Annotated in this window: 23 protein-coding genes; 10 read left to right on the plus strand and 13 right to left on the minus strand. The window is 72.5% G+C overall.

Features of this window, described 5'->3' with window-relative positions; genetic code table 11:
• Positions 1-3,312, plus strand: coding sequence for an efflux RND transporter permease subunit (locus tag WMF29_RS15540; RefSeq protein WP_437329578.1), 3,312 nt, complete (start codon positions 1-3; stop codon positions 3,310-3,312).
• Positions 3,313-3,339: 27 nt separating this feature from the next.
• Here WMF29_RS15540 and WMF29_RS15545 read toward each other — a convergent pair whose 3' ends face one another.
• The 3 genes from WMF29_RS15545 to epmA form a co-directional block, all read right to left on the minus strand.
• Entirely contained in the window at positions 3,340-3,732 is a 393-nt protein-coding gene (locus tag WMF29_RS15545) for a DUF423 domain-containing protein (protein ID WP_437329579.1), read from the minus strand.
• Positions 3,733-3,800: 68 nt separating this feature from the next.
• Positions 3,801-4,352, minus strand: a complete 552-nt coding sequence (locus WMF29_RS15550) for a hypothetical protein (RefSeq protein WP_437329580.1) — start codon at positions 4,350-4,352, stop codon at positions 3,801-3,803.
• On the minus strand, positions 4,349-5,530 hold the full coding sequence (gene epmA, locus WMF29_RS15555) for an EF-P lysine aminoacylase EpmA (RefSeq protein ID WP_437329581.1): 1,182 nt from the start codon (positions 5,528-5,530) through the stop codon (positions 4,349-4,351). The genes WMF29_RS15550 and epmA overlap by 4 nt, the downstream gene beginning before the upstream one ends.
• 391 nt (positions 5,531-5,921) lie before the next feature.
• On the opposite strand from epmA, the gene WMF29_RS15560 reads away from it, so the two are divergent.
• Positions 5,922-8,153 carry an MYXO-CTERM sorting domain-containing protein gene (locus WMF29_RS15560; RefSeq protein ID WP_437329582.1) on the plus strand — a complete coding sequence of 744 codons (2,232 nt, stop codon included), beginning with the start codon at positions 5,922-5,924 and terminating at the stop codon, positions 8,151-8,153.
• A gap of 164 nt (positions 8,154-8,317) precedes the next feature.
• Here the strand turns inward: WMF29_RS15560 and WMF29_RS15565 are convergent, their stop codons facing one another.
• From WMF29_RS15565 to WMF29_RS15595, 7 genes are all read right to left on the minus strand, one after another.
• On the minus strand, positions 8,318-8,782 hold the full coding sequence (locus WMF29_RS15565) for a hypothetical protein (protein ID WP_437329583.1): 465 nt from the start codon (positions 8,780-8,782) through the stop codon (positions 8,318-8,320).
• A gap of 44 nt (positions 8,783-8,826) precedes the next feature.
• Positions 8,827-9,483 (minus strand): CDP-diacylglycerol--glycerol-3-phosphate 3-phosphatidyltransferase, encoded by a 657-nt coding sequence (pgsA, locus tag WMF29_RS15570; RefSeq protein WP_437299845.1) that lies wholly within the window; start codon positions 9,481-9,483, stop codon positions 8,827-8,829.
• Positions 9,473-11,155 (minus strand): tetratricopeptide repeat protein, encoded by a 1,683-nt coding sequence (locus tag WMF29_RS15575; RefSeq protein ID WP_437329584.1) that lies wholly within the window; start codon positions 11,153-11,155, stop codon positions 9,473-9,475. The genes pgsA and WMF29_RS15575 overlap by 11 nt, the downstream gene beginning before the upstream one ends.
• 37 nt (positions 11,156-11,192) lie before the next feature.
• Positions 11,193-11,918 carry a 1-(5-phosphoribosyl)-5-[(5-phosphoribosylamino)methylideneamino]imidazole-4-carboxamide isomerase gene (gene hisA / locus WMF29_RS15580; protein ID WP_437329585.1) on the minus strand — a complete coding sequence of 242 codons (726 nt, stop codon included), beginning with the start codon at positions 11,916-11,918 and terminating at the stop codon, positions 11,193-11,195.
• Between the two features lie 74 nt (positions 11,919-11,992).
• Positions 11,993-12,988, minus strand: a complete 996-nt coding sequence (locus tag WMF29_RS15585; protein WP_437329586.1) for a hypothetical protein — start codon at positions 12,986-12,988, stop codon at positions 11,993-11,995.
• A 76-nt stretch (positions 12,989-13,064) separates the two neighbouring features.
• The gene (locus WMF29_RS15590; protein WP_437329587.1) at positions 13,065-14,612 is read right to left on the minus strand and encodes a protein kinase domain-containing protein; all 1,548 of its coding nucleotides are present in this window, start codon (positions 14,610-14,612) and stop codon (positions 13,065-13,067) included.
• 113 nt (positions 14,613-14,725) lie between these two features.
• Positions 14,726-15,844, minus strand: coding sequence for a formylglycine-generating enzyme family protein (locus tag WMF29_RS15595; RefSeq protein ID WP_437329588.1), 1,119 nt, complete (start codon positions 15,842-15,844; stop codon positions 14,726-14,728).
• A 323-nt stretch (positions 15,845-16,167) separates the two neighbouring features.
• On the opposite strand from WMF29_RS15595, the gene WMF29_RS15600 reads away from it, so the two are divergent.
• The 4 genes from WMF29_RS15600 (at position 16,168) to WMF29_RS15615 (ending at position 19,739) form a co-directional block, all read left to right on the plus strand.
• On the plus strand, positions 16,168-17,010 hold the full coding sequence (locus WMF29_RS15600) for an SIR2 family NAD-dependent protein deacylase (protein WP_437329589.1): 843 nt from the start codon (positions 16,168-16,170) through the stop codon (positions 17,008-17,010).
• Between the two features lie 11 nt (positions 17,011-17,021).
• Entirely contained in the window at positions 17,022-17,564 is a 543-nt protein-coding gene (locus WMF29_RS15605; RefSeq protein WP_272098028.1) for a non-canonical purine NTP pyrophosphatase, read from the plus strand.
• A 288-nt stretch (positions 17,565-17,852) separates the two neighbouring features.
• Positions 17,853-18,890: an aldo/keto reductase gene (locus tag WMF29_RS15610; RefSeq protein ID WP_437329590.1), complete on the plus strand. Its 1,038-nt coding sequence runs from the start codon at positions 17,853-17,855 to the stop codon at positions 18,888-18,890.
• A 96-nt stretch (positions 18,891-18,986) separates the two neighbouring features.
• A complete protein-coding gene (locus WMF29_RS15615; protein ID WP_437329591.1) occupies positions 18,987-19,739 on the plus strand; it encodes an HAD-IB family phosphatase in 753 nt (250 codons plus the stop codon).
• 81 nt (positions 19,740-19,820) lie between these two features.
• Here the strand turns inward: WMF29_RS15615 and WMF29_RS15620 are convergent, their stop codons facing one another.
• Positions 19,821-20,297, minus strand: a complete 477-nt coding sequence (locus tag WMF29_RS15620; RefSeq protein ID WP_437329592.1) for a pyridoxamine 5'-phosphate oxidase family protein — start codon at positions 20,295-20,297, stop codon at positions 19,821-19,823.
• 380 nt (positions 20,298-20,677) lie between these two features.
• Here WMF29_RS15620 and WMF29_RS15625 point away from each other — a divergent pair, with 380 nt between their 5' ends.
• Positions 20,678-21,607, plus strand: a complete 930-nt coding sequence (locus tag WMF29_RS15625; RefSeq protein ID WP_437329593.1) for a sensor histidine kinase — start codon at positions 20,678-20,680, stop codon at positions 21,605-21,607.
• 10 nt (positions 21,608-21,617) lie between these two features.
• Here the strand turns inward: WMF29_RS15625 and hisH are convergent, their stop codons facing one another.
• Positions 21,618-22,295: an imidazole glycerol phosphate synthase subunit HisH gene (gene hisH / locus WMF29_RS15630; RefSeq protein ID WP_437329594.1), complete on the minus strand. Its 678-nt coding sequence runs from the start codon at positions 22,293-22,295 to the stop codon at positions 21,618-21,620.
• Positions 22,296-22,298: 3 nt separating this feature from the next.
• Positions 22,299-22,886: an imidazoleglycerol-phosphate dehydratase HisB gene (gene hisB / locus WMF29_RS15635; RefSeq protein ID WP_044964903.1), complete on the minus strand. Its 588-nt coding sequence runs from the start codon at positions 22,884-22,886 to the stop codon at positions 22,299-22,301.
• Between the two features lie 178 nt (positions 22,887-23,064).
• On the opposite strand from hisB, the gene WMF29_RS15640 reads away from it, so the two are divergent.
• Genes WMF29_RS15640 through WMF29_RS15650 form a run of 3 tightly spaced genes read left to right on the plus strand, consistent with a single transcriptional unit; the run spans position 23,065 to position 26,725 of the window.
• A complete protein-coding gene (locus WMF29_RS15640; RefSeq protein WP_437329595.1) occupies positions 23,065-24,672 on the plus strand; it encodes a serine/threonine-protein kinase in 1,608 nt (535 codons plus the stop codon).
• Positions 24,669-25,820 carry a PEGA domain-containing protein gene (locus WMF29_RS15645; RefSeq protein WP_437329596.1) on the plus strand — a complete coding sequence of 384 codons (1,152 nt, stop codon included), beginning with the start codon at positions 24,669-24,671 and terminating at the stop codon, positions 25,818-25,820. The genes WMF29_RS15640 and WMF29_RS15645 overlap by 4 nt, the downstream gene beginning before the upstream one ends.
• A complete protein-coding gene (locus WMF29_RS15650; RefSeq protein ID WP_437329597.1) occupies positions 25,817-26,725 on the plus strand; it encodes a hypothetical protein in 909 nt (302 codons plus the stop codon). Before WMF29_RS15645 ends, WMF29_RS15650 begins: the two co-directional genes overlap by 4 nt.
• The last annotated feature ends 23 nt before the right edge of the window (positions 26,726-26,748 follow it).

Consider the following 26,748-nt stretch of genomic DNA (forward strand, 5'->3'; position numbering starts at 1 on the left):
GTGCAAGCGCTCGCCAGGATCTGCATCCAGCGGCCCGTGTTCGCCGCCATGCTCACGCTCGCCCTCGTGGTGGTCGGCGCCGTGGCGTACTTCAAGCTGGGCGTGGATCGCTTCCCCGCCGTGGACCTGCCGACGGTCTCGGTCCGCACCTCGCTCCCCGGCGGCGCGCCCGAGGACGTCGAGTCGGAGATCTCCGAGGAGATCGAGGAGGCGGTCAACACCGTCGAGGGGATCACAGAGCTCCGCTCGATCTCGACGAGCGGCACCTCCGTCGTCGTCGCCACGTTCAACCTCGACCGGGACATCGACTCGGCGGCGCAGGACGTCCGCGATCGCGTGCAGGCGGCGCTGCGCCGCCTCCCCGTGGGCACCGAGCCGCCCGTCATCGCGAAGCAGGACAACGACTCGACCCCGGTGATGTCGATCGCCCTCTCGGCCGATCGCTCGATCCGGGAGCTCACCGAGGTGGCCGACAAGCTCGTGCGGGTGCAGCTCGAGCGCTCGTCGGGCGTCGGCGAGGTGCGCGTCGTGGGGGGGCAGGAGCGCGCCATCAAGATCTGGCTGAACGCCGATCGCCTCGCCGCGTACGGCCTCCCGATCACCGCCGTCCGCGACGCGATCGTGCAGCAGAACGCGAACATCCCCGCGGGGAACGTCACGGGGAAGGAGGAGGAGCGGACGCTGCGCACGATGGGCCGCATCGAGGACGCGGGCGCGTTCAACGATCTGGTCGTCGCCACGGTCGACGGGCGCCCCGTCCGGGTGCGCGACATCGGCCGCGCCGAGGACGGCACCTACGAGCAGCGCTCGCTGGCCCGCCTCGACGGCAAGCCCACCGTCGTCCTCGACGTCGTGCGGCAGTCGGGCGCCAACACCGTCGCGGTGATCGAGGCCGTGAAGGCCAACCTGGCGAAGCTCTCCGAGCAGATGCCCGGGGACGTGCGGCTCGAGGTGATCCGCGACCAGTCGGGCTACATCTACACGGCGCTGCACGAGATCAACGTGCACCTCGTCCTCGGCAGCATCCTCGCGTGCGCGGTCGTCCTGCTCTTCATGCGGTCGTGGCGGTCCACGATCATCGCGGGCGTCGCCATCCCGACGTCGGTCGTCGCGACGTTCGGCATGATGTGGCTGCTCGACTTCACGCTGAACAGCGTGACGATGCTGGCGCTCGTGCTCATGGTGGGCATCGTCATCGACGACGCCATCGTCGTCCTCGAGAACATCTTCCGCTTCGTCGAGGAGAAGAAGATGGACTCCTTCGAGGCGGCCAGGGCGGCGACGCAGGAGATCGGGCTCGCCGTGCTCGCGACGACGCTGTCGCTCGTCGTCATCTTCGTCCCCGTGTCGTTCATGTCGTCGATCTCGGGGCGGTTCCTGTTCCAGTTCGGGATCACGGCCACGGTCGCGATCCTCGTGAGCCTGCTCGTCAGCTTCACGCTGACCCCGATGATGAGCGCGCGCCTGCTCCGCGAGGAGAGCGCCCGCGCGCACGCGGCGGGCGCGCACGGCGGCGGGGGCGAGGCGGCGACGCGAGAGGGCTTCTACGGGAGGCTCGAGGCCAGGTACACGCGCGCCCTCGCGTTCGCGATGCGGCACCGGGCGCTCGTCGCCGTCTCGGGGGCGTTCGTGATGGCGTCGGCCGTGCCGCTCTACGGGCTCGTGAAGCAGGAGTACATCCCCTCGGGCGCGGACGACGCGGAGTTCGAGATCCGCGTCACGGCCCCGCTCAGCGCGAGCATCGGCGCGATGGACGACGTGATGCGGCAGATCAGCGATGACGTCCGCGGGGTGCGCGGGGTGCGGAGCGTGCTCGCCACCGCGGGCGGCGGCTTCGTGGGCGGCGTCAGCGCGGGCGAGGCCTTCGTGCGGATCGCCCCGCACGACGAGCGCACGTTCTCCCTGACGCGGCTGCTCCGGGAGACGCTCTCCGCCCATCCATGGCGCGCCTTCAAGGACAACTACTCGCAGAAGGACGTGATGCAGGAGGTGCGGCGCAAGCTGCGCAAGTACTCCGATCTCCGGATCTCGGTGCGCAACGTGCCGTCGTTCAACATCGGCGGCGGGAACTTCGAGATCGACTTCGCGATCCAGGGCCCCGACATCGAGCAGCTCGAGCGTTATGCGAACGAGCTCCGCGACCGCTCCGCGCACCTCGGCGGCATCGTGGACGCCGACGTGACGCTGAAGATCGACCGGCCGGAGCTCCGGGTGCTCATCGAGCGCGATCGCGCGGCGCAGCTCGGGGTCCGGACGCAGGACATCGCGACCGCGCTGCGGCTGATGGTGGGCGGAGATCAGGCGGTCTCGCGCTTCCGGGACGAGGCCGAGAACGAGAACTACGACGTGCAGCTGCGCCTCATCGAGGAGGATCGCGATCGGGTGGCGGCCGTCCGCCGCCTGTACGTGCCCCGGACGGCGCGCGCGTCGGCCGCGCCGTCGCCGGGCGGCGCCGGCGGCGCGACGGCGCCCTCCGCCGGGACGCCGCTGCTCCGGGGCGACCTTGTGCGCCTCGACAACCTTGTGCGCATCGAGGAGGCGAGGAGCCCGTCGCGCATCGACCGGCTCGATCGCCAGCGGGTGTCGAGCCTGCGCGCCGGCGTCGCCCCGGGCTATGCGCTGGCCGACCGGTTGGAGGCGCTGCGCGGCGCCGCCCGGGAGATGGACATGCCCGCGGCGTACACGACGAGCGTGCGCGGCCGCGGCGCGGAGCTCGAGCGCACGTTCGGCGAGTTCATCTGGGCGTTCCTCCTGTCGATCGTGCTCATGTACATGATCCTGGCGTCGCAGTTCGAGAGCCTTGTGCACCCGGTGACGATCCTGCTCTCGCTGCCGCTGTCGGTGCCGTTCGCGCTGCTCAGCCTGTGGGCGACCGGGAACACCCTGAACCTGTACTCTGCGCTCGGCTTCCTCGTGCTGTTCGGCGTGGTGAAGAAGAACTCGATCCTCCAGGTCGACCACATGAACAAGCTGCGGAGCGAGGGCGTGCCGCGCGAGGAGGCGATCCTCCAGGCGAACCGCGATCGGCTGCGGCCCATCCTGATGACCACGCTGGCCCTGGTCGCGGGCATGCTCCCGCTCTGGCTGGGCACGGGGCCCGGGGCCGAGGAGCGTCAGACGATCGCCGTCGTGGTCATCGGCGGCCAGTCGTTGAGCTTGCTGCTCACCCTGATCGTCACGCCGGTCTCGTACTCGCTGCTCGACGATCTCGCGCGCAGCGAGCGCTGGGGGCGGGTCCGGTCCCGCGTGGCCTCCCTCCGAGAGCGCGCGTCCGCGCGGTTCGGCCGGCTCTTCGCGCGCAGGACGACCTAGGCGCGGCGGCGCCCGCTGCCGCGCGCCTCAGCCCTTCGCCATCCCGAGCGCGGCGACGGCCACCGCGCCCCAGCCCGCGAGCAGGAGCAGCCCGCCGAACGGCGTGACCGCGCCGAGGACGCGGACGCCGGTCAGGGTCATCGCATAGAGGCTGCCGGAGAAGAGGAGCACGCCGCCCGCGAAGCAGAAGCCGGCGACCGTCGCCGCAACGCCGCCGGTGCGCGCGGCGAGGTGGGCGGCGAGCGCCAGCGCGAGCGCGTGGGCGAGGTGGTACTGGGCGCCCGTTTGCCACCAGGAGAGGCGCAGCGCGCCGTCCGCCTGTGCGTCGAGCGTCGACTTGAGCCCGTGGGCGCCGAACGCGCCGAGCGCCACCGCGAGGAACCCGTAAACGCCCGAGAGCAGGAAGAAGAGACGTTCCATCGGGCGCGGAGCTTAGTCCATGCCCGGAGCTCGTCACGGGGGGGCGCTTGGCTGGGGTGCGCCACGCGTCAGCCTCCCTCCGCCCGCCGCCGCGGGAAGATCGTCCCCCGGATCTCCGCCATCGACGCGCCGAACGTCGCCGCGAGCCGGCCGAGGACGAGGCGGTTCAGCCGGCCGTCCGGCGGCGCCTTGACCGCGATCACGAACGCGGCGTCGATCGGCGTGCCGGCGTGCCTCGCCGCCCGCTCCGCGAGCGCCGCCGCGGCGGCGTCGGACAGCTCCTCTCGCCGTGCCACGCGGATCTTCACGTAGAGCGCCGCCCGCATCAACGTGTGGTAGCCGTGCATCCACGCCATCCAGCGCTCCTCCGGGCCCCCGGCGAGGGCCCGTGAGAGCGCGTCGTGGCGCCGCTCGATCTCGTCGAAGGGCAGGTTGTCGAGCTCGTTCAGCGCGCCGGGGAACTCCCCCGCGAGCGCGCGGAACACCTCCTTGCCGGGGATCGGCTCCCCGGCCGCCCGCGCGCGCCGGAGCTCGGCGAGCGTGAGGTACTTGCGGGCGAGCTGCGACAGGACCTCCGGTGAGAGGCGCGTGTCGCCGTCGGGCTCCACCGCGCCGGTCACAGCCAGCCGTGGGGGAACGCGAGGACGTCGCCGATCGACGCGGCGCCGAGGCACAGCGCGACGAGGCGATCGACCCCGAGCGCGTTTCCCGCCGCGGGCGGCATGCCCTCCTCGAGCGCGTCGAGGAAGCGCTCGTCGATCGGATAGACCGGCTTGCCCTGGGCGGCCCGCGCCGCCTGATCGGCGAGGAGCCGCGCGCGCTGCTCGACCGGGTCGGTCAGCTCGCCGAAGCCATTGCAGAGCTCGACGCCCGCGACATACAGCTCGAACCTCTCGCAGACCCGCGGATCGCTCGGCTTGAGCCGCGCGAGCGACGCGAGCGGCGCGGGGAAATCGACGAGGAACACCGGGTGGCGCAGCGCGGCGATCGCCGGCTCCACCGCGTCCACGAGCAGGCGGAAGAACCGCTCCTCGTCGCTCGACGCGAGCGCGATCGCGTCGTCCGCGGGCACGCCCGCCCAGCGCGCGAACGCCTCGCCGATCGAGATCCGCGGGAACGGCCGCTCCAAACGTACCTGCTTGCCCGACGTCGAGATCGTGCCATCCGCGCCGAGCGCGCCCGCGACGCGCTGCACGATCGCCTCGGTGTCGGCCATCACCTCGTCCACGCCGGCGAAGGCGCGGTACCATTCGAGCATCGTGAACTCCGGGTTGTGCCTGTCCCCGAGCTCCCCGCGCCGGAAGCAACGCGCGAGCTGGAAGCAGCGCGGGACGCCTCCCGAGAGCAGCCGCTTCATCTGGTACTCCGGGCTCGTGATCAGGAACGTCGGGCGCGCCGCCTGCACCGCGAACGCGTCGAGGTGCAGGTCGAGCCCGGGGGAGGGGACCATGCTCGGCGTCTCCACCTCGAGGAAGCCGCGCTCGGCGAACAGCGCCCGCACCGCGGCGAGCGCCGCCGCGCGCTGCGCGAGCGCCGCGCCGCGCCCGCGATGGATCGCGCGCTCCGTCTCGCTCGACGGCGGCGCCGCGGCGCCCGCGCGCGCCCGCGGCGGCTTCCGGGGCGCGATCCGCTCGACGATCCGCGCGGACGCGAGCGCGCAGTCGGTCGGCGCCGGCGCGCCCTCGACGATCGCGAGATCGCCGACCTCGAGCGGCGGCGCGGGCGCGCCCTCGAGCGCGACGCGCAGCGCGCTGAACGCGTCGCCGAGGACGACCGCGCCCTCCGCGACCTCGAGCACGCGGCCGCCGACGCGAACCCTTCCGGGCAGCGGCGCACCGGCGGGACACGGGGAACAGGCGGAGACGATGTCGCTCGGGGCGAACGTCGCCGGGAATCCAATGGAGGTGTTTGTTTCAGAGAGAGCCACGGGAGCCTGCGTTGAAGGTGCCGGAGACATACCACGCAGGTTGACCAGGGAGGTCACGTAACGAGGCAATCGCGGCCACAACTCCTTGATTTTCCGCGAGGACGCCGCGTCGCTTCTCCTTGATGAGCCAACGCAACTCGTTACGTTGGTCGCGCTCGTCGGTCCGGCCCTGCCGCGCCTCACGCGAGCGCTGCTTGCAGAAAGCCAGCAGAAATCCAGCCGGAGAGAAGAACCCATGAGACGACTGCCGCTCTTGCTTCCGTTGACCGCACTCGCAGCCTTGGCCGCTGCGGGGCCCGCCGCCGCGTCCGAGTGGCACACGCTGCGGAAGGGCTCGCCGGCAGCGGACCTGTCCCTCCGCGGCGCGGACGGCGCGCGGGGCGCGGCGGAGGCGGCCCTGAAGCACGCCGCTTCAGAGCTCCGCCTCCAGGGCGTCTCGCTGCGTTACCAGAGCGAGCTCGTCGATGGAGATCACCGCACCGTCCGGTTTGCGCAGGTCCACGTCGGACTGCCCGTGCTCGGCGCCGCCGTGGCGATCGACGTCACTCGGGACAACCGCGCCGAGGTCGTGGTGCTCGACGTGGCGCGGGACGTGTCGGTCGCGACGACGCCGACTCACGGGGAGGAGGCCGCGCGGCGCGCGGTGGAGGCGACGTATGGGATGACGCTCTCGGAGCGGCCGAACGCGGCGCTCGCGGTGTTTCCCGAGGCCGAGACGGGCGGCAAGCTCGTCTGGGTGGTCGATGTCCGGTCGGATCGCGGCGGGGAGCGCTACCTCGTCGACGCGCACACAGGCAAGCTCGTCCACAGGCGCTCGCTGGCCGTGCACGCGCGAGGGCGCGTTTACCCCATCAGCTCGGCGGTCACGCCCGAGGTCCAGGATCTCGAGCTCACCAGCCTCGACGCGGCGGATCCGCAGACCTTGAGCGGCTGGGACGGCAACTTCAAGGTGGTGAATTACGTGGATGGCGACCTCGCCGCCGGCGTCCCGCTCACCCTGGAGCAGAGCGTCGGGCCGAACGCAGGGGAGGACTTCCTCTATGACCCGCCCACGAGCGCGGAGGACGCGCACGACCAGTTCGCGCAGGTCGGCATCTATTACCACCTCACCCGGATGCGCGATTACTTCGTGTCGACCCACCACATCGACATGGGGGCGCCTGGCTGGAAGCTCGTCGCGGTCGCCAACATGCTGGAGGCGGGCCGGCCGATGGACAACGCGTTCTTCTCGGGAGAGGGGGTGGGCGAGCCCTTCCGCGCGCCGAACCTCATCGCCATCGGCCAGGGCTCGTTCTTCGATTTCTCGGACGACTCCGACGTGTTCCTCCACGAGTTCACCCATTACGTCTCCGCCAACGCGGTCGGCTACAATGGGGGCCAGTTCGCGATCAACGAATACGGGCTCTCCCCCTGGGCCGGCAGCATCGATGAGGGCATCGCGGACTATTTCGCCTGCACCGTGAACGGCGACTCCACGCTCGGCGAGGCGACGCTGGCGCCCTTCGGCATGGCGCGCGACCTCGCGAAGGACACCAAGACGTGCCCCGGCGATCTGGTGGGCGAGGTGCACGAGGACGGCGAGCTGATCGGCAGCCTCGCGTGGTCCTTGCGCGAGAAATTCGGGGCCAAGGTGGGCGACAGGCTCGTCTGGGGCGCGGTGACGCTGCTGACCCCCAACGCCTCGTTCGGCGATTTCGCCAAGGCGCTGAAGAGGGCGGCCGGCAAGCTGGTGACCGCCGGTGAGCTCACGGAGGCGGACGCCGGCGCCGTCGACGCGCTGATCGAGAGCCGGGGCCTGAACGACTGCGAGGAGGTGCTCGATCTGACCGGGGGCAAGTCGCAGACGACGAACATGCTCGGGATCGACTCGCTGGTCTTCGGCACCGGGGCGTCGTGCGCGGATTACCGCTCGCAGCTCAGCCTGCAGAGCCTCTTCCACTTCAAGAGCAAGCCGGATCGGGCCGCGAAGGGCGTCCGCTTCACCGTGCAGGTCGATCCCGACCGCGGCCACGACGTCGAGTGGAGCATCTATGTGAGGACCGGCCGGCACGTCGGCTTCACCCTGGGCGAGCTCCTGCCGGAGGCCACGAACTACGATTACAGCGTCGAGGGGATCACGGAGACGAGCGGTGAGCTCGTCATCGACGAGAGCTCCGATCCGCCGTTCGATCCCACGCAGACGTACTACCTGGTGATCGGTCACAAGAACTGCCCGTCCTCGTCCGTGACGGTGGAGAGCGAAGATCTCGGGGTGGAGCCGCCGGTCGATCCGACGGATCCCGTCGAGCCGGAGCCCGCCGGCTCCACGGGCGGCGCGACGCCGGACCCGACCGATCCGATCGAGGATCCCGAACCGGAGACGGTCGTGGGGTGCGCTTGCCGCGCCGCCGAGCCGAGCGCGCCCGTCGCGCCGTGGACGGCGCTCGCCGGGGTCGCGCTCGCCGGAGCTGCCGTGCTGAGGCGGCGTGCGCGGGCGCGTCGCGCGCTGGGCTGAAGTGAAGGCCTGAGGGGCTGAGGCCGCTGGCGCCATGCGGCGGGCGACGCATCGACGCGCGCCGCCGTGGCGCCTGCCCTCGCCTGCCCTCTACGCGAGCGCGAGGCTCGGAGCGCTCGCGCGTGTCGCTGCTCTGAGTCGGATACGGGGCCGCTTTCGCTGCGCTAGCGCCCGCCCGCGCCGCCTGTGCCACCCGCGCCGCCGGTACCGCCCGCACCGCCGGCGCCACCCGTGCCACCGGCGCCACCCGCACCGCCGGCGCCACCCGTACCACCGGCGCCACCCGTACCGCCGCCGCTTCCGCCCTCGCCCGCACCGCCGCCTCCGGCCGTCCCGTTGCCGCCGGTGCCACCGCCGCTGCCGCTCGTGCTGCCCGTCGTCGGGTTCTGGTTCGGATCGCAGACCTGCGTGGTCACATCCGGTCTGCAGCAACGATGTTGTTGCTGCTGCTGACCGATGCCCATGCACTCGAGGCCATCGGCGCAGTCATCGTTGCCGTTCGCGATTTCGCAGGGCTCGCCCTCTTGCTGCCGGCTGCAGCTCGCGGCGGAGGCGACGATCGCCGCGGCGAGCGCGGCCAGGAGGAGCGCGGGGCGCAAGGCGTTGCGCGATGTCTTCGGGGCTTTCACGCGCGCTGGTCTAGCAGAACCACGCGGGCTTGCCTATTGCCCATCTACTGCGGAGGGGTAGGCCGGTTCTTGGCGTCGATGGCGTCGATGAACAGGCCCATGTACTGCGCGGCGCTCGTGATCGAGAAGACGAGCGATAGATAGATGAGCAGCCGTCCGACGTGCACCACGTCGACCTCTCCGAAGTCGACGCCGAGGTGGATGTGGTACGGGTAGCCGAGGATCAGGCAGACGATCCCGATCATCTGCAGCGCTGTCTTGATCTTCCCGCCGTCGCCCGCCGCGATGACGAGCCCCTCGGTCGAGGCGATCGAGCGGAGCGCCGTGATCGTGATCTCGCGCGAGATGAGCAGCACCACCGCCCACGCCGGGATCCGGCCCATCGGCACGAGCCACACGAGCGTGGCGGCGACGATGAGCTTGTCGGCGAGCGGATCGAGGAACTTGCCGAGCACGCTCACGAGGCCCTGCCGCCGCGCCAGGTAGCCGTCGAGCATGTCCGTGATCGCCGCGAGCGAGTAGACGCCCGCGGCCCAGAAGCAGTCGCGCGGCGCGCCCCTCGACAGCAGCAAGAGGACGGCCGGGATCATGAGGATCCGGGCGAACGTGAGCAGGTTCGGGAGGTTCCGCGCGTCTTCCCAGAGCGTGCGCCGCCGCTGCGCCTTGATGCCCCGCAGGGACGTGCCCGCGCTAGCGACCATCGACGAGGACCATCCCCTCTCCGCCGAACGTCACGAAGCCCTGCATCCCTCCAGGCGCCTCGGAGGCAGGAAGCGTGCGCGGCAGGAGCCGGCCCATCCACCCGAGCACCGCGGTCGCGCGCGTCGACGTCGGCCGCGACGGGGTGATCTCCAGCGCTGCGGCGCGCTCGGGGATCGACAGGACCATGTGGCCGCGGCCGCGGAGCTGCACCATCGCGACCGCCTCGCCCTCGCCGGCCGGCAGGCGGCCGTTCTCGTAGCCGATCGGCAGATCGAAGCCGACGAGGACGTCCTCGCGCAGGTAGATCGGCTCTTCCCCGAGCGTCACCGGGTGGAGCCGCCGCCCCTCCGGCGCGCCGAGCACGAGCTCGCAGCGCCCGCCGATCTCGACGAAGGGCGTGCTCGGCCCGCCGAGCGGCTCGTCGAAGATGCGCCCGCGCGCCTGCCGCTTCAGCACGTGCGTGGCGGTCCCGGAGTGCACGCTCATCGTGCGCAGCGCGTCGAGCCGGGCGACGAAGCCCTTCGCTGCCTGCACGAGCACGACGCCGGTCGGGTGCCGCGTGACCGCGGCCTCGCGCGGGAAGACGAGCAGCCGCTCGCGCGCGAGCGCCGAGAGCGTCTCCAGCGGCTGCGCCGCCGACGGCGTCGCGGCCGGCGGCGGCGCGGCGGGCGCCGCCGTGGGAGGCGGCAGCGAGGACGACGACGGTCGCCCCGCCGCCTTCCTGCTCGCCGCCGCCGCGTCCGCCGCCGCGGGGACGGCGATCGCGAAGCGGCCCGTCGCGGAGGGCTCCTCGGGCGCCATCGTGCTGCGGCGCACGGTCGGGGCCACGCTCCCTCCGGGCGGCGCCTGCACGGCGGGCATCGACGGGACCGTCGGCGCCGCGCCGACCCTCGGACCGGGAGCCCTGCTCGCGCCGGGCGCGCTCGTCGCGCCTCCCGCGCGGTCCGCCCCGAGGCTCTTGAACGACGGCGGCGCCGGGATGGTCGGCATCATCTCGCGGCCAGGCTCGATGGCCGACCATGTCCCCGACGGGATGCGCGGCAGATCCGAGTCGTGCCGGAAGCCCGCGCCCGCGCGATCGAGCGCCTGCACCGCCTCGCCTGCGGCGCGCTGCACCTCGGCCTTGGCCTCGATCGGCGGCTGATCCTCGGTGTCGGGCGGCTCCATCGAGTAGCGGCCCGTGGCGCCGCTCGTCATGTCGAGCAGGCGGCGCGCCATCGCGTCGTGGCCGCCCGCCGCGAACGCGTGGCTCGCGCGCTCGTAGTCGCCCATGCGCTGGAACGCGAGCCCCAGGTAGCCCCACGCGCGCTGGTGCTTCGGGTTCTGCTCGAGCGCCTTCTCGAGCTCGGACCGCGCCTGCGCCGGCTGTCCGGTCTTGAGGTACGAGAGCGCGAGGTTGATGCGCGGCTCGACCGCCTCCGGGTGGGCCTGGATCAGCCGCTCATAGATCGCGATCGCCCGCGGGTAGAGCCCCAGCCGGAAGTAGACGATCCCGAGCAGGTCTTGCCCCTTGGGATCGCTCGGCTGGAGCGACAGCGCGCGCTCGAGCTCCGCCTTCGCGGCGTGGACCCGGTTGTCCTGCAGGAGCTCGCTGCCCCGGTGCAGGTGGAACAGGAACTCCTCCGCCGCGACTTCGCGTGTGGAGGGCCGTGGGTCGTCGCGCTCGTGCATCGTCGGATGGATCGTACACGAAAACGCACACACGCCGTCAGGCGCTCGCCGCCTCGATCGCCTCGGCGAGCGTGAAGGCCCCCTCGTAGAGCGCGCGGCCCACGATGACGCCGCTGACGCCGGGGATCTGGGCGAGCGCGCGCAGGTGAGCGAGCGCTCCGACTCCGCCGGAGGCCAGGACGGGGAAGCCGCAGGAGGCGGCGAGCTCACGGGTGGCTTCCAGGTTGGGGCCCACCTGCGTGCCGTCGCGGGACACGTCGGTGTAGAGGAGCGCCGCGACCGGGGCGCCGGCGAGCGCGCGGGCGACGTCGAGGGCGGTGACGGAGGAGACCTGCTCCCAGCCCTGCACGGCCACGCGCCCGTCCTTGGCGTCGACGGCGACCACCACGCGCCCCGGGAAGCGGCCGGCGAGGTCGCGCACGAGCGCGGGATCGTTCACAGCGGCGGTCCCGAGCACGATGCGATCGGCGCCCAGCGCGAGGTAGCTCTCGGCCGCGGCCGCGGAGCGGATGCCGCCGCCCACCTGCACGCTGCCGCCCTCCACGCCGAAGGCCGCGATGACGGCGCGGACGGCGTCGGCCTGGACGGGCAGGCCGGCGCGGGCCCCTTCCAGGTCGACCACGTGCAGCCGAGCGCAGGCACGGCGGAGGCGAGCGGCGAGCGCCGCCGGGTCCTTGTCGTAGACGGTGACCTGATCGTAGCGCCCTTGATGGAGGCGCACGGCCTGGCCTCCGAGGAGATCGATGGCGGGGATGAGCTGCACGCGGCGGGTCTAGCGCGCCTCTGCGCCGGCGGGTAGAGGCGGCGAAGGCCGCGGAGGTCCGCGGCGCCGCCGCGTCACCACGACCCGCTCGCCCCGAGCACGACCCCTTCCGGGCCTGCCGCGAGCACCCCTGCACGGATCCGCCTTGACGTCGCGCCGGCGGTCATGTCGCTCTGCGTCGGCTCGGTCAGGTAGAGGATCGCCGCCGCCCCGAGCCCGGCCAGCCCCACGCCGAAGCCGATCGTGCTCACGAGCCCGGTGGTGCTCGCGCTCTCCGCCGCGTCCAGGCCCGTCTGGTCGCAGGCCGTCGGGTCGCTCAGGCCGATCCCGCTGCCGCAGTGCTCGCGGACGACGCTCTTCTTGCCGAGCGTGAGCGCGCCCGTCACCCCGCCGAGCACGAGCCCCGCGACGCCGACGCCGCCGGCCACGTACACGGCCGCCCGCCGGCCCGGAGGGCTGCTGTCGGCGGGCGGCGCCGCGGCGCCGCTCACCTGCAGCTCGACGCGCTTCTTCTCGCCGTGAGCGAGGTGGATCCGCGTCTCCTGGACAGGCCCTCCCGGCGCCTGCGTCGACACGACGTGCTCTCCCGGATCCACCGGCACGCTCGCGCCGAGCGCGGCGCTGTCCACCGCGCGACCGTCGCGCTTCACCACCGTCCCTGCGGGGGCCCCCGGCGGGAGGGAGAGCGCGAGCTCCGGCACGAGCGGGGCCAGCTTCTCGCGCTCCTCCCTGGCGACCTTGGGCCGCTCTCCTTGCCGGCGCTTCTGCTCCGGCGTCAGCTGCTCGTGGAGCGCGAGGTACTCCCCGAAGTGCGCGAACGCGGTCGCGACGTGGCCCCACCTCGACTCGCAGATGGCCAGCGTGAAGAGCGCCCCCGGCTTGGGCTCGATCCGGTGGCTCTCGGCGATCGCGTTGCAGCCCGCCTCGTACCGGCCTGCCTCCATCTCGGCGAGGCCCCGGTTGAACAGGGCTTCCGCGGTCGCGCTGTCCTGCGCCGCGGCGGGCGTCGAGGCGGCGAGCGGCCAGAGGACGAGAGCGAGAGGGGCCAACCGGCGCAGGCGACGTGTCATGTTCTGGGGCATCCACGAGAGAAGGTGTCGAGCGGTGTCGGCGAGGATCGGACCGGCAGCCTGGCGGACATCGGCCTCAATCTCGTCCGAGCAAAGGGACTTTGGGGCGAGCGGGGGAGCCTCTTCGCTCGCTCGAAGCGGGCCTCGGCGTCGCCTTCGGGGCAGCGCCCGCCGCCCCGCGCGGGGCCGGCCCCGCGCTGGCGCTCGCGCTGGGCGCGGGCTGGGCCGCGGCGATCGCCGGCGCGGAGGCGCTGGGCGCCGGCGCCGACGGCTCTGCCGGCGTCGTCGCGCTCGGCGCGGCGGTGGCGGCGGCGCTCGACGAGCCGGCGTCCAGCGCAGGGCTCTCCGACGGCGCGGCCGCCGCGGGCTCGGCCTGGGATCCGGCGCGGATCAGGAGCCAGGTCCCTGCGCCAAGCACCCCGAGCCCGAGGACGACCGCGGCGGCGACGAGCGGGGCTCGGTTCGGCGCTATCGGTGCGATGTTCCCCGAGGGGACGGACGTCACCGACGTCTCCATCGTCGCCGCGAGGGGCGCGGCCGGAGCGCGAGACGGGTGCTCGGGCCCCATCGGGCCGATGCTCGTCGCCACCGGCGGCATCATCGCGGGCGCGGTGATCGCGGGCGCGGTGATCGCGGATGCGCTGATCGCGGGCGCCGGCGTGGCGAGCGCGTGCGCCGAGGGGTTCGCCATGGCCCAGGGCGGCGTGGTCGGGCGGGGGGAACGCCCGCTGCTGGCCGGCGCGAGGCCGAGCAGCTCGGAGAGCGCCTGCGCCGCCTCGCTCGCCAGGCGGAACCGCGCCGCCGGATCGACGGCCGTGGCCCGGGCGAACCAGCCATCGAAGCTCGGCGGCAGCACCACCCGCTGCGACATCGCCCGGTGGACCGGCGGCTCCTGCGGCCCGTGGACGACCACGAGCGCGAACGCGATCACGTCGTTCGCGCTGAGCGCCTCCGGGCTCCAGTACGGCGTCCCCACGAGCAGCGTGTACGCGATCATCCCGAGCGCGTAGATGTCCACGGCGCTGGTGAGCTTCGTGTCGGTGCGGAACTGCTCGGGCGCCATGTAGATGGGCGTCCCGAGGCTCCGCGTGATGCCGGCCGCCGTCCCGCCCTCGGCGAGCAGCTTCGCCACGCCGAAATCGAGGATCTTCATGCGGGGCGTCCCGTCGTCCCGCTGCGTGACGAACAGGTTCTCGGGCTTGAGATCCCGGTGGATGATGGACGCCGCGTGGGTCCGGTCGAGGGCCGACGCTGTCTGCTGGAGGTACGTCGCGACCTCGCCGGGAGGCAGCCTGCCGAGGCGCTTGAGGCGCTGGCCGAGCTCCTCGCCGCGGAGCAGCTCCATCACGAGGAACGGCATGCCGGTCGGCTCGTCGATGCCCGCGTCGAAGACGTCGACGATGTACTCGCTCTCGATGTCCGCCGTGATCTGCGCCTCGCGCTTGAAGCGGCTGCGCATCTCCTCGCTCTGGAAGAGGTACGCGTGCATCACCTTCAGCGCCCGGCGGCGGTTCGTCTCGATGTGCACCACCTCGTAGACGGACCCCATCGCGCCCACGGCGAGGAGGCGCGCCACGCGATAGCGGTGCGCGAAGATCGTTCCGTCCGCGAGCGTGCCCGACACGGCGGGAGGGTCGCGCGCGGCGGCTGTCGCGTCAAGGATCCCGGGACCCCGCCAAGGACGGCGCGCGCTGCGCGGAGCGGCGGCCGCGACGCGTGACCGCGCGACCGCGCGCATCACCGCGCTCGCGCGCACCGCAGCCCCGCGCCGGCGAAGTGGCCGGCCGGCGAGCGCTCCTGGAAGGCCGAGGTGAGCAATGTAGCCTCCTCGCTGCGCCAGCCCCCGCCCCAGATCATGTGGTTCGTGTCGGGCGTGATGACGGCGCAATCCTCGCAGTCGAGCGGGAGCGCGTCGTTCGTCGCGAACGAATCCAGCACCCACTCCCACACGTTTCCCCCCAGGTCCGCCTGTCCCCACCGCCCGTCTCCCCGCGGCGACCTCGACCCGCCCGGCTGGAGGTCCGCGATCTCGCACGACCCATCGAGGCCGCACCCGTACACCGCGTAGCTCTCGTCGGGCTCCGGGGCGCTCTCCGGGCCCGACCATGGATACGTGCGCTGCTCGTCCCCGCCGGCGGCCGCGTACCGCCGCTCCGCTGCCGTGGGCAGCCGACCGCCGTCCCACGCGCAGAACGCGAACGCGACGTACCAGCTCACGCAGGCCACGGGCAGGAGCTCGTGCTCGCCCACCTCGTCGGTCCATGAAAAATAGGGATCCTCGCAGTGCAGCGACGCCGACAGCGCCGCCCGGTCCACGGGCAGGTTGGCGTCCCACGCAGCGCGCCACCCGCTGTCCGGAATCTTCGGGTGCGCTCCTGCCCCCACCGCCGGCCAGCTCGCCGGGTACTCCGACAGGAACGCCCGGAACCGCCCCACCGTCACCTCGAATCGATCCAGCCGGAAGTCGCTCACCGTCGCCAGGCGCGGCTCGGCGTCGCCCCGATCGAACGTGCCTCCGGGCACCACGGGGCTCCCGCAGCAGCCCTCGTCTCCGCGCGGCCCGCAGATCGCGTCCATCTTCTCGCAGCTCCGAGGGACGGCGCAGCGCCCGTCATCACACGAGGGCGCCTCCGCCGGGCACTCGGCTTCGTCCTGCCACGCTCCGGCTTCGTTGCACGTCTGCGGCCTGTTCTGCGCGCACCGCACCTCGTCCGGCGTGCACGTCTCGACGTCCCCACCGCCGCTTCCGCCGCCCGCCAGGTGGTACGGCTTGTCCACACCCACGATCGCCGTGCAGCCCCCGATCACGAGGCATGCCCCCGTCCACATCGCCACCCCAGCCGCCGCGATCTGCATCAGCGCCGCGCTCCGAGGCGCTCGACCGGCGCGGACCGCACCGCGCGCAGCGGCCGCCGAGCCACCGTCCCAAGAATCGCCATGCGCAGGATTCTACTGACATTTCGGCTCGCGAGAGGGCCCGCTCGACGCCGCTCTGCCGCCGTGGGGAGCGAGGTGCGACCGGCGCCCTCCTCCGCAGCGCCGGGCTCTGCCGCGTGTGTCCTGGCTCATCGCGGCTTCTGTCCTTGCGCGCCGGCCGACGTCCGCTCGGGGCGAGTCGTTCCAGCCCGGCGGGCGCTGGTTGCGCGAGGTCGGCGGGCGGATACCATCGCTCGCTGAAGATGGCTGTACTGACGCTCGAGCAAGCGGCGATCCCGCTCCGACAGGCGTACCGGGAAGGCCGCCTCATTCCCTTTCTGGGCGCGGGCTTCTCTGCCCCGCTCCAGCTCCCGATGTGGAAGGAGCTGGTGGGGTGGATGGGCGCCGCGCTCGGCTTCGAGCCAGCGCTCTTCGAGCTGCACGGCCTGCCCCCGCAGCTCGCCGGCTTCTTCGCCCGGGAGTGCGCGGGCGGCCTCGACAGCTTCATCGCCGAGATGCGCGCGCGCTTCCACGCGCGGGAGGTCGACGAGCGGCGCAGGAGCTCGTGCCAGCACAAGGCCCTGGCGCGCCGCGAATTCTCGACCATCTACACGACCAACTTCGAGCACCACATCGAGGAGGCGCTGCGGGACGCGGGCAAGGAGGCCGTGGCGCTCGCCAGGTTCGACGACTTCGCGCGGTGCCCGGCGCAGGGGGCGTGCCACGTCATCAAGTTCCATGGCGATCTCGACTGGCCCGAGACGGTGGTGCTCACCGAATCCCAGTACTTCAGCCGCCTCCGGCTCGAGGCGGCGCCCGATCAGCGCCTGCGGGCCGATCTGCTCAGCAACAGCTTCCTCTTCCTCGGCTACAGCTTCGGCGACGTCGACATCCGGTACATCTGGTACCGCATGGAGCAGATGCGCATCGAGGGCAGCCCGCAGCTCGCGAAGCGCGCGTCGAACCGCCGCGGCTACTGGGCGACCTTCGGCGCCGGGCTCGTCCAGCCCGCGCTGCTCGAGGACTGGCATATCGACGTCATCGAGCTCGACCCGAACGACAAGACGAAGAGCGTTGTGGACTTGCTCGATTCGCTGGGCGGGTGAGGGCGGTGGTCATGGTCTATTTCGTCTCCTCGAACCACCGCAAGCTCGCGGACATGACGTATATATGGAAGGACGCCCCGACGCCGCTCCGCGTCCTCCGGCTCGACGTGCCCCAGATCCTCTCGTCGGATCTCGACACCGTCGTACGCGAGGAGGCCCTCGCCGCCTACCGGCTCTCCCTCGTTCCGCTCTTCGTCGAGCACGGCGGGCTCTTCATCGAGCACCTGAACGGCTTTCCGGGCCCGCTCGTGATGCCGTTCTGGGAGCGGCTGCAGGACCGGATTTGCTCCCTCATCCCTCCTGGGCAGTCGCGCGCAGCGCACGTCGTCCAGAAGGTGTGTTATTGCGACGGCCGGACGCTCCGTGTCTACACGGGCAGCGTCCTCGGCGAGATCGCCTGCGAGCGGCGGGGAGACGAGGGCATCCACTGGGAGCCGATGTTCATCCCGGCCGGGCACACGCGCACGCTCGGGCAGATGCCTCGTGACGAGCGTCTCCGGTGCTCTGCGAGCGCGGAGGCGCTGCGGGCGTTCCGGTTCGATCTCGGGCTGTGATCGCGGAGCGCGGCGCTCGCGCTCGCCGAGACGCGCGCGGCCGTGACGCCGCCTCCCGCGGCGCCGGCTCCTCCTCACGTCGCCGGGACCTCGCGCCGGACGGGCCGTGCTGGCAGGCCGCCGCGGCGCGCCCTGCACCGCCGTGTGCTGGACGCGGCGGGGCTTGACTTCCGGATCGCTTTGGAGTTCCTAACCGTCCACGACCGCGGCAAGGGGGCGAGATCCTGGTGTCCGGCGCTCCGCTCCCCCGCGCTCAGAGGTTGTCCCCATTTGGCGCGGAGGCGATTCATGGAGTTCAGACAGCTCGGCGGGTCAGGGTTCAAGGTACCGGTGCTGAGTCTCGGGACGGGGACGTTCGGTGGCTCCAACGAGTTCTTCCGGGGGTGGGGCGCGAGCGACGTGGCCGAGGCGACTCGGCTGGTCGACGTCTCGCTCGAGGCCGGGATGAACATGTTCGACTCGGCCGACATCTACTCCGACGGGATGGCCGAGGAGATCCTCGGCCATGCGATCAAGGGCAGGCGCGACAAGGTCATCATCTCCACCAAGGCGACGTTCCGGAGCGGCCCGGGCCCCAACGACGTCGGCTCGTCGCGGTATCACCTGATCCGGTCGATCGAGGGGAGCCTGCGCCGGCTGCAGACGGATTATATCGATCTCTTTCAGCTGCACGGCTTCGACGCGGTCACGCCGCTCGAGGAGACGCTCGGCACGCTGGACGATCTCGTGCGAGCGGGGAAGATCCGCTACCTCGGCTGTTCGAATTTCTCCGGCTGGCACCTGATGAAGTCGCTCGCGGTGTCGGAGAAGTATGGCCTCTCTCGGTACGTGGCGCACCAGGCGTATTATTCGCTGGTGGCGCGCGACTACGAGTGGGAGCTGATGCCGCTGGCGCTCGATCAGAAGGTCGGCGCGGTGGTCTGGAGCCCGCTGGGCTGGGGGCGGCTCACGGGGAAGATCCGGCGCGGGCAGCCGTTGCCGGAGGTCAGCCGGCTCCGGAACAAGCTGTCTGTCGAGGGGGGGCCGCAGATCGACGACGAGTACCTCTATGGTGTCGTCGACGCGCTCGACGCGGTGGCGAAGGAGACGGGCAAGACCGTCCCGCAGATCGCGCTCAACTGGCTGCTGCAGCGGCCGAGCGTCGCGAACGTGATCATCGGCGCTCGCAACGAGGAGCAGCTCCGGCAGAACCTCGGGGCCGTCGGCTGGACCCTCGCGCCAGAGCACATCGCGAAGCTGGACGCTGCGAGCAAGACGAAGCTGCCGTATCCCTACTTCCACCAGGCCGGCTTCAACGAGCGCAATCCGTTCCCTGTCGCGCTGTGACGGTCGCGCCCCGGCCACGACCGGCACCTGACGGCGCCTGATCCTGCGCGGAGGCCCGGCACGGGGCGGCCAACCCTCGCCGTGGAAGGCGATCCCGTGGCGAGGGCAGGTCAGGGCAGCGCGGCGGTGGCGTCCGGCGCGGCGGCGTGCAAATCAGCGGTCGTGCTCATTCTTTGCGACTTCGACGGGACCATCACCCGCGACGACCTGACGAACCGGGTCTGGGACGCCCACCTTCGTTATGACTGGCGGCAAGTGCTGCTCGCGCCTGCCGTCGGCGGGGAGCTCACGCCGTTCGAGCTCCTTCGCCGCGGCTACGCCGACGTGGATCGCCCGGCCGCCGAGCTCCTGGCCGAGCTGCGCCCGCACGCCGGGCTGCGGTCGGGCTTCGAGGATCTCCTGGCCCTGTGCGCCCACCGGGCGTGGGTGTTCCACGTGATCAGCCACGGCCTGCCGTTCTACATCCGCGAGTTCCTGCCGCCGGGCACCGCGTTCTCCTGCTTCGATGCCGTCTTCGATGGGCGCTGGCGCGTGACCGTGCCGGAGGCGGTGCCGCTCGGGCCCGGCGAGGACTTCAAGATCCGCGTGCTCGATCAGCTGAAGGCGGCCACCGGCGAGACCTCCACGGTCTACATCGGCGACGGCCGGCTGGACTACCCCGCGGCGCGGTGCTGCGATCACGTGTTCGCGGTGCGGGACAGCGCCCTCGACGTGCTCTGCGCCCGCGACGGGATACCGTACACCCCCTTCGACAGCTTCGCCGAGATCTGCGCGGCGCTCGAGGGCGGCGGCACCCCCGATGGGGAGCGCGCACGGCGCGCGGCCGGCGCCACGCCGACAGCCGGCTGATCCATCCGGGGTTCATCCAGCCCAGGGGCCATCTCGCCTCGGGTCACGCCACCTCGATCGCCGCCGCAGGGGCGGCGCGGCTCAGATGTGCTTCGGCGGGTTCAGCTTGTCTTCCGCCGATCTCCGCTGGACGAGCGCCTTGGCCTTCTCGTAGAGGACCCGCAGCCGGCCGCCCTCGGGCTCCCAGTACTCGGCGCGCTCGACGTAGAGCTTCAGGAAGGCGGCGTGAGGGTGGGTGGGGCCGGCCGGCAGCCACGCCTTCCACGAGGGCTTCCAGAGGCTCCGGATCTTCTCCTCGTTCCTCTCGACCGTCGCGCGCGCCGAGATCGAGATGTACGCCCGGTCCCGCGGCCTGTAGCAGCAGACCGCCACATGGTGCTCGCGGGTGATCTCGCCTGTCTTCGCCGCCTCGTCCTCCGTCACGAACCAGAGATCGCAATCCATCAGCTCGGCCGGCTCCTGGATCTCCATGGGCCGCCCGCGCATCAGCCCCTCCGGGGTCATCGTGACGAGCATGGCAGTGTCGAACTCCCTGAGGAGCGCGTGCAGCTCGCTCATCGACCCACGGACCTGAGCCTTGGCACTCGGCTCCACACTCCGGTGTTGCTCTTCACTCTGGTGTTGCATGCGGACAAAGCTGCTCCGCGGACCCTGGCCCGCAAGCAGGGGTGCGCCCTTACCCGTGTACCGCTGCAGCCTGGCGGCGCTCCGGCGCGACCCGAGGCGCTGCCCCTGGCTCACGGTCCAGGCGGCTCGGCTCGCCTCGCGGGGTTTTGCGCAGTGGACGGCGCAATGCGACGCCATGACGCGCGTCCGCTCGGCAGACGTGGCGTTCTCCTGCCGCCGGAAGTGCCAATCCGCGAGCCCAGCGGGGGTGGCACACTCCATGCGTTTGCCGGCGCGGGGGCACTCCACAACACCGCCCAGCAGGCTCTGCCATGACCGCGTTTTTGGACGACTTCGACCCTCGTATCCCCGCCGTCCCGATCCGGGACGACACCGCCCGGATCCGGGAGGACTTCCTCGTGCTCGCCGCGCACGAGATCAGGACGCCCGTGACCTCGCTCCTCCTGCAGCTCCAGCTGACGAAGCGGATGAGCGAGCAGGAGCCCGAGAAGACCCCGGCGTGGGCGGCGGCGATGCTGGCCGTCTTCGACCGTCAGCTCGGCCGCCTCGCCCGGCTCTGCGACGACATGTTCCAGGCGAGGCACGGCGGCCTGGCCCACGGCGCCCCGGCCCGCCAGCCGCTCGATCTCGTCGGGCTCATCCGCGAGGTGGTCGCGACGGCGGTCGCGCATCGGCCGGCCGCGTGCGGCGCCATCTCGGTCGCGGCCGAGGGCTCGGTGATCGGCTGGTGGGACCGGTCCCAGATCGAGCGCATGACGTTCCACCTGATCAAGAACGCGATCACCTTCGGCGAGGGCAAGCCGATCGCGATCGAGGTGCGCGCCACGCGCGCGCGGGCGCGGCTCATCGTGCGCGACCACGGCATGGGGATCGCCCGGGAGGACCACGAGCGGATCTTCGCGCGCTTCGAGCGGGCCGTCCCGGTGGAGCGCTTCGGCGGCCTGGGGCTCGGCCTGTACATCGCGCACGTCGCGGCGCGCGCGCACGGCGGCGCGATCCGCGTCGAGAGCGAGCTCGGCTGCGGCGCTGCGTTCATCGTCGATCTCCCGCTCGCCCCGCGGCGGTCGCAGCGGGTGAGGGCGGCGCGGCGCTCCTCGTCCTCCTCTCCGATTCCCCCCTCACGCCCGGCGCGGGCGCGGCGCGGCGCGGGCGCGGCGCGCGCGCCCGAGCTTCCCCGGGGGGCGCGCCTCAAGCTCGCGCAGGTCAAGCAGGTGCACCAGCGCCTGCTGCGCCCGCACTGACGCGCGCCGGTCAGCCGTGGAGGAAGCGGGCGAGCAGGCGCAGGCCGGCGGCCTGGCTCTTCTCGGGGTGGAACTGCGTCGCGGTGACGTTGTCCCGCTCGATCGCGGCGGTGATGCGGTGCGGGCCGTGCTCCGTCGTCGCCGCGACCAGCGCGGGGTCGAGCGGGACGGCGTGGTAGCTGTGGACGAAGTAGACGAAGGGGCGCTCGCCCGCGAACACGCCGAGCGGGCCCGCCACCTCGCGCGCGAACGCGATGCGGTTCCAGCCCATGTGGGGGATCTTGATCCCGACCCACGGCTGGCCGGCGACCGCGTCCGCCTCGGCCGCGCTCGGCTGAGGCGTGAGGCGCTTGACGGTGCCGGGGAACACGCCGAGCCCGCGCGCGCCCTCCGCCTCCTCGCTCCCGTCGAAGAGCGCCTGCATGCCGAGGCAGATGCCGAGGTAGGGCGTCCCCTTGCGGATCTGGGCGCGCAGCGCCTCGCCGATGCCGCTCTGCAGCGCCGCGGCGCAGTCGCGGAAGGCGCCCTGGCCGGGCACCACCACCTTGTCGGCCCGGCCGATGATCTCCGGGTCGCCCGTGCGCGTCACCGCGCACGGCGCGCCGGAGTCCTCGGCGGCCTGGAGGAGCGCCCGCTCCACGGAGCGCAGGTTGCCCATCCCGAAATCGACGAGCGCGATGGCTTGCATGGCTCAGAGGCTCCCCTTGGTGGACGGGATGCCGGCGACGCGCGGCTCGATCCGGGTCGCCTTCATCAGCGCCTTGGCGAACGACTTGAAGCAGATCTCGACGATGTGGTGCAGGTTGTCCCCCTCGATGAGGCGGACGTGGAGGTTCGCGCCGACGCCGCGCGCGAAGCCCTCGAAGAACACAGGGGCCAGCTCGACGTCCCAGGTGCCGAGCTTCGCCTTGGGCAGCGGCACGCGCCAGACGAAGTACGGCCTGCCGGAGAGGTCCAGCGCGCACTGCGCGAGCGCCTCATCCATGGGGAGCGTCGCCTCGCCGTAGCGGGCGATGCCCGCCTTGTCGCCGAGCGCCTTCTGCACGGCCGTGCCCAGGGTGATGCCGCAGTCCTCGGTCGTGTGGTGGCCGTCGATCTCGACGTCGCCCTCGGCGTGGATGGTGAGGTCGAACAGGCCGTGGCGGGCGATCTGATCGAGCATGTGCGTGAGGAAGGGGAGCGGCGTCTTGATCTCCGAGCGGCCCTGGCCGTCGAGATCGATCTCGATGCGGATGTCGGTCTCGCGCGTCTTGCGCTCGACGTTGGCGATGCGGGGCATGGCGCGTAGGGTAGTCGCGCTTGGCGGCAAGGGAAGCGGCGTGATCCCGATGACTCCCGATGACGCGGCAGGTAACGCGGCAATGGCCTTGGATGCGAGCGTCGGATCGCATAAGGTGGCCCCCTGAATAACGTGGCGGTGGTGGCGCCCTGAAGGCAGCCCCAGCGCAGGAGCGTCCGTGAGCTCACCGGTCACCGAAGGTCAAATTCTATCGGGAAAATACCGGGTCGAGCGCATCCTCGGGCAAGGGGGCATGGGCGTCGTCGTCGCCGCGCTGCACGAGCAGCTCCACCAGCGGGTCGCCATCAAGCTGCTCCACCCCGGCGCCAACGACGAGATGGTGGAGCGCTTCGTGCGCGAGGCGCGCGCGGCGGTGCGCCTGAAGAGCGAGCACGTCGCGCGCGTGCTCGACGTCGGGACGCTCGACACGGGCGCGCCGTTCATGGTGATGGAGTACCTGGAGGGCAGCGACCTCCAGGAGACGCTGCGGCGGAGCGGCCCGCTCGAGCTGGAGGAGGCCGTGGGCTACGTGCTCGAGGCCTGCGAGGCCATCGCCGAGGCGCACGCGGCCGGCATCATCCACCGCGATCTCAAGCCGGCGAACCTCTTCCTCACGCGCGCGGCGGACGGCAGCGGCATGGTGAAGGTGCTCGATTTCGGCATCTCCAAGGCGCTGGCGGACCCGTCGACGGCCGGGGCCGAGCCGGAGCTCGGGCTGACGAAGACGTCGATGGTGCTCGGCTCGCCGCTCTACATGGCGCCCGAGCAGATGCGCTCGGCGCGCTCGGTCGACGCGCGCGCGGACATCTGGTCGCTCGGCGCCATCCTCTACCAGCTGCTCACCGCGCGTGTCCCCTTCGACGCGAGCTCGCTGTCCGAGCTCATCCTGATGATCAACACCGAGCCGCCGCCGCCCCCGACCACGTTCCGGCGCGACCTGCCGCCGGGCCTCGAGGCGGCGATCCTGCGCTGCCTCGAGAGGGACGTCGCGAAGCGCTTCAAGTCGGTCGCCGAGCTCGCGGGCGCCATCGTCGATTTCGGGCCTCCGCTCGCGCTGGCCTCGCTGGAGCGGATCGAGCGGACGCTGGGGCTCGTCCCCGCGGTCTCGTTCCGGGACCGGGCGAGCTCCGTGCGCGAGCGCATGAGCACGCCGCCCGCCTGGCAGACGTCGCAGGACCGCGCGAGCGGCGTCCCCGCGGCGACAGCGCGGCACAGCGCGGCGCCGCCTGCCGGCGCGACGGCGGGCGGCGCGGCCGGCCACACGGCAGGCCCGGCGGGCACCGCGCCCGGCTGGGCGGCCGGGGGCGCCGCGCCCGGGGCGCGCTCGCGGAGCGGCGTCGTGCTCGCGCTGGCCGTGGTGGGCGCCGCCGTGGTGATCGGCGGGGTCCTGCGCTTCGTCACGTTCCATGGCGGCGCGGACGCTCCTCCCGCCGACCCGTCGGCCGTGGCGGCGACCGCCTCCGCCGAGCCCTCCGCGCCCGCGACGCCGGCTCCCCCTCCTGTCGCACCTCCGGAGGTGACCGCGGAGCCGCAGCCGCCGGCGACCGCGGCGCCGTCGGCGACCGTGTCCCCGGTGGCGACCGCCGCGCCGGTGGCCACCGCTGCGCCGCTGTCGACCGCTGGGCCGAAGGCGCCGGCGAGCGCGACGCCGGTCGCCACGGGGCCTCGGCCGAAGCCCACCGCCGCGCCCTCGGCCGCGCCGGCCGCGACCGCCGCGCCGACCGCGACCGCCGCGCAGCCGGGGAGCATCTTCGATGTGCTGAACGACAAAGGTAAGCCCAGATGAGTTGGCCAGGAAGCGAACGGCTCCCGCTGTGGAGCAGCAGGAGCCTGCGCGTCGGCGCCGCGGTCGCGCTCGGCGGCGCCGTGCTGACGGCCCTCGCGCCCGCGGGAGCGCAGCCGGCGCCCGCGGGAGCGCAGCCGGCGCCTGCGGCGGCGAAGCCGGCGCCGGCGGGAGCGCAGCCGGCGCCGGTGGCGGCGCAGCCCGCTCCTGCCGCTGGCGCGCCGGCCGCGGCCGCTCCTGCTGTCCAGGGGCCGCTGTCCGCGACGCTCACCGGCGAGGCGAAGGCCGAGTACGAGGCCGCGCGGATCCTCTTCAACGACGGCGACTACCGCAACGCCATCATCAAGTTCGAGCGTTCCTTCGAGCTCTCCGGCGACCCGCGGCTGCTCTGGAACATCGCCCTCTGCCAGAAGAACCTGAAGCGCTACGCGCGCCTCCTCGGGACGGTCGAGAAGCTCCTCAGGGACGCCGGCCCCCAGCTCGGGGAGCAGGATCGCAAGGACGCCGCCGCGCTCATCGAGGCGACGAAGGCCTACGTGAGCCGGCTCGATCTGAAGGCCAGCGAGGCGGGGGCCACGGTCTTCGTCGACGGCGAGGAGGTCGGCCAGACGCCGCTGAGCGAGCCCGTGCTGCTCGACGTCGGCACCCGGAAGATCCGGGTGACCAAGAAGGGCTTCAAGGACGTCGAGGTCTCCCAGCAGGTGACGGGCGGCGGTGACGTCACGGTCACGGCCACGCTGGAGAAGGAGGTCCACCAGGGGCGCCTCATCGTCACGGCGGCGCCGGACGCGGTCATCTCCATCGACGGCCGCGTGGTCGGCCGCGGCGGCTACGACGGGCCCGTGCCGAGCGGCGGTCACGCGCTCCGCGTCACGGCGTCCGGGATGGTGTCGCACCAGTCCGAGGTGATGATCCAGGACGACCAGACGCGCCGCGTGCAGGTCACGCTGGTGCCGCAGCCCAAGCAAGGGAACGTCGAGACCTGGCTCTGGATCGGCGGCGGTGTGCTGGTGGCCGCGGGCGCGGTCCTCGTCGCCACGGGGGTCTTCGGGCCGGAGCCGCCGGTCGAGGGCCGCACGTCGCCCGGCTCGGTCGCCCTGTCCCGGAAGGGCGTCGCCACGTTCACGATCCCCTTCGGAGGTGGCCGATGAGCGCCGTCGCCCGGGCGGCGCTCGCCGCGCTCGTCGCTGTCGCGGCCTGTGGGTGCTCTCCGCCGGACGAGATCATGCTCGCCGTCTCGACGGATCTCGCCATGCCCGACGACTTCAGCGCCCTCCAGGTGCAGGTGTTCGAGGGCGGCACGCCCAAGTTCTCGGCGTCCTACGAGCGGCTCGGCGAGTCCGACGCCGCCGCGCGCCTGCCGGCGACGATCGGCTTCTTCTCCGCGAGCGGCGGCGGCGACTCGATCCGGATCAAGGTCAGCGCCCGCATCGGGGACGAGCTCGGCGCGGTGCGCGTCCTGCGCGAGGCGGTCACGAGGGTCCCGAAGAACCGCGTCGCGCTGCTGACGCTGCCGCTCAACTTCCTCTGCGACGACTCGGGCGAGATCGACGAGAGCGGCGACGTGGTGAACAAGCACTGCTCGGAAGGGCAGACCTGCGTCGCCGGGGCGTGTGTGTCGAGCGAGGTCGATGCGGGCGCGCTCCCCGACTACGCGCCCGGGGACGTCTATGGCGGCGGCGATGGAGACGGCGACGGCGATTGCTTCGACGTGACGGCCTGCTTCCAGGGCACGGCGCCTGCGGAGGTCGACGCGGCGTGCTCGATCGCTGGCGAGGCCGGGGTCCCGCTCAACGTGGCGCTGGAGACCGCCGCGGGCGACGGGATCTGCGATGACGCCGACCGTTGCCTTGTGGCGCTCGACGCCGGCAGCGCCGATGGCTTCCGGGTGGAGGACGACGGGCGGATCCAGCTGCCGACCGCCGTGTGTGAGCACGTGGCCGCGGGAAAGATCGCGGCCGTCGTGACGTCGCCGGTGACGGCCGCGTGCGTCCAGAAGACCGTGGGCCTGCCGACGTGCGGGCCGTGGTCGGCGTCGGGCTCCGCGAAGCCGTGATGATGGAACCGCCAAGTCGCCAA

This window comes from Sorangium sp. So ce381, from assembly GCF_051473845.1.
Lineage (GTDB): Bacteria > Myxococcota_A > Polyangia > Polyangiales > Polyangiaceae > Sorangium > Sorangium atrum.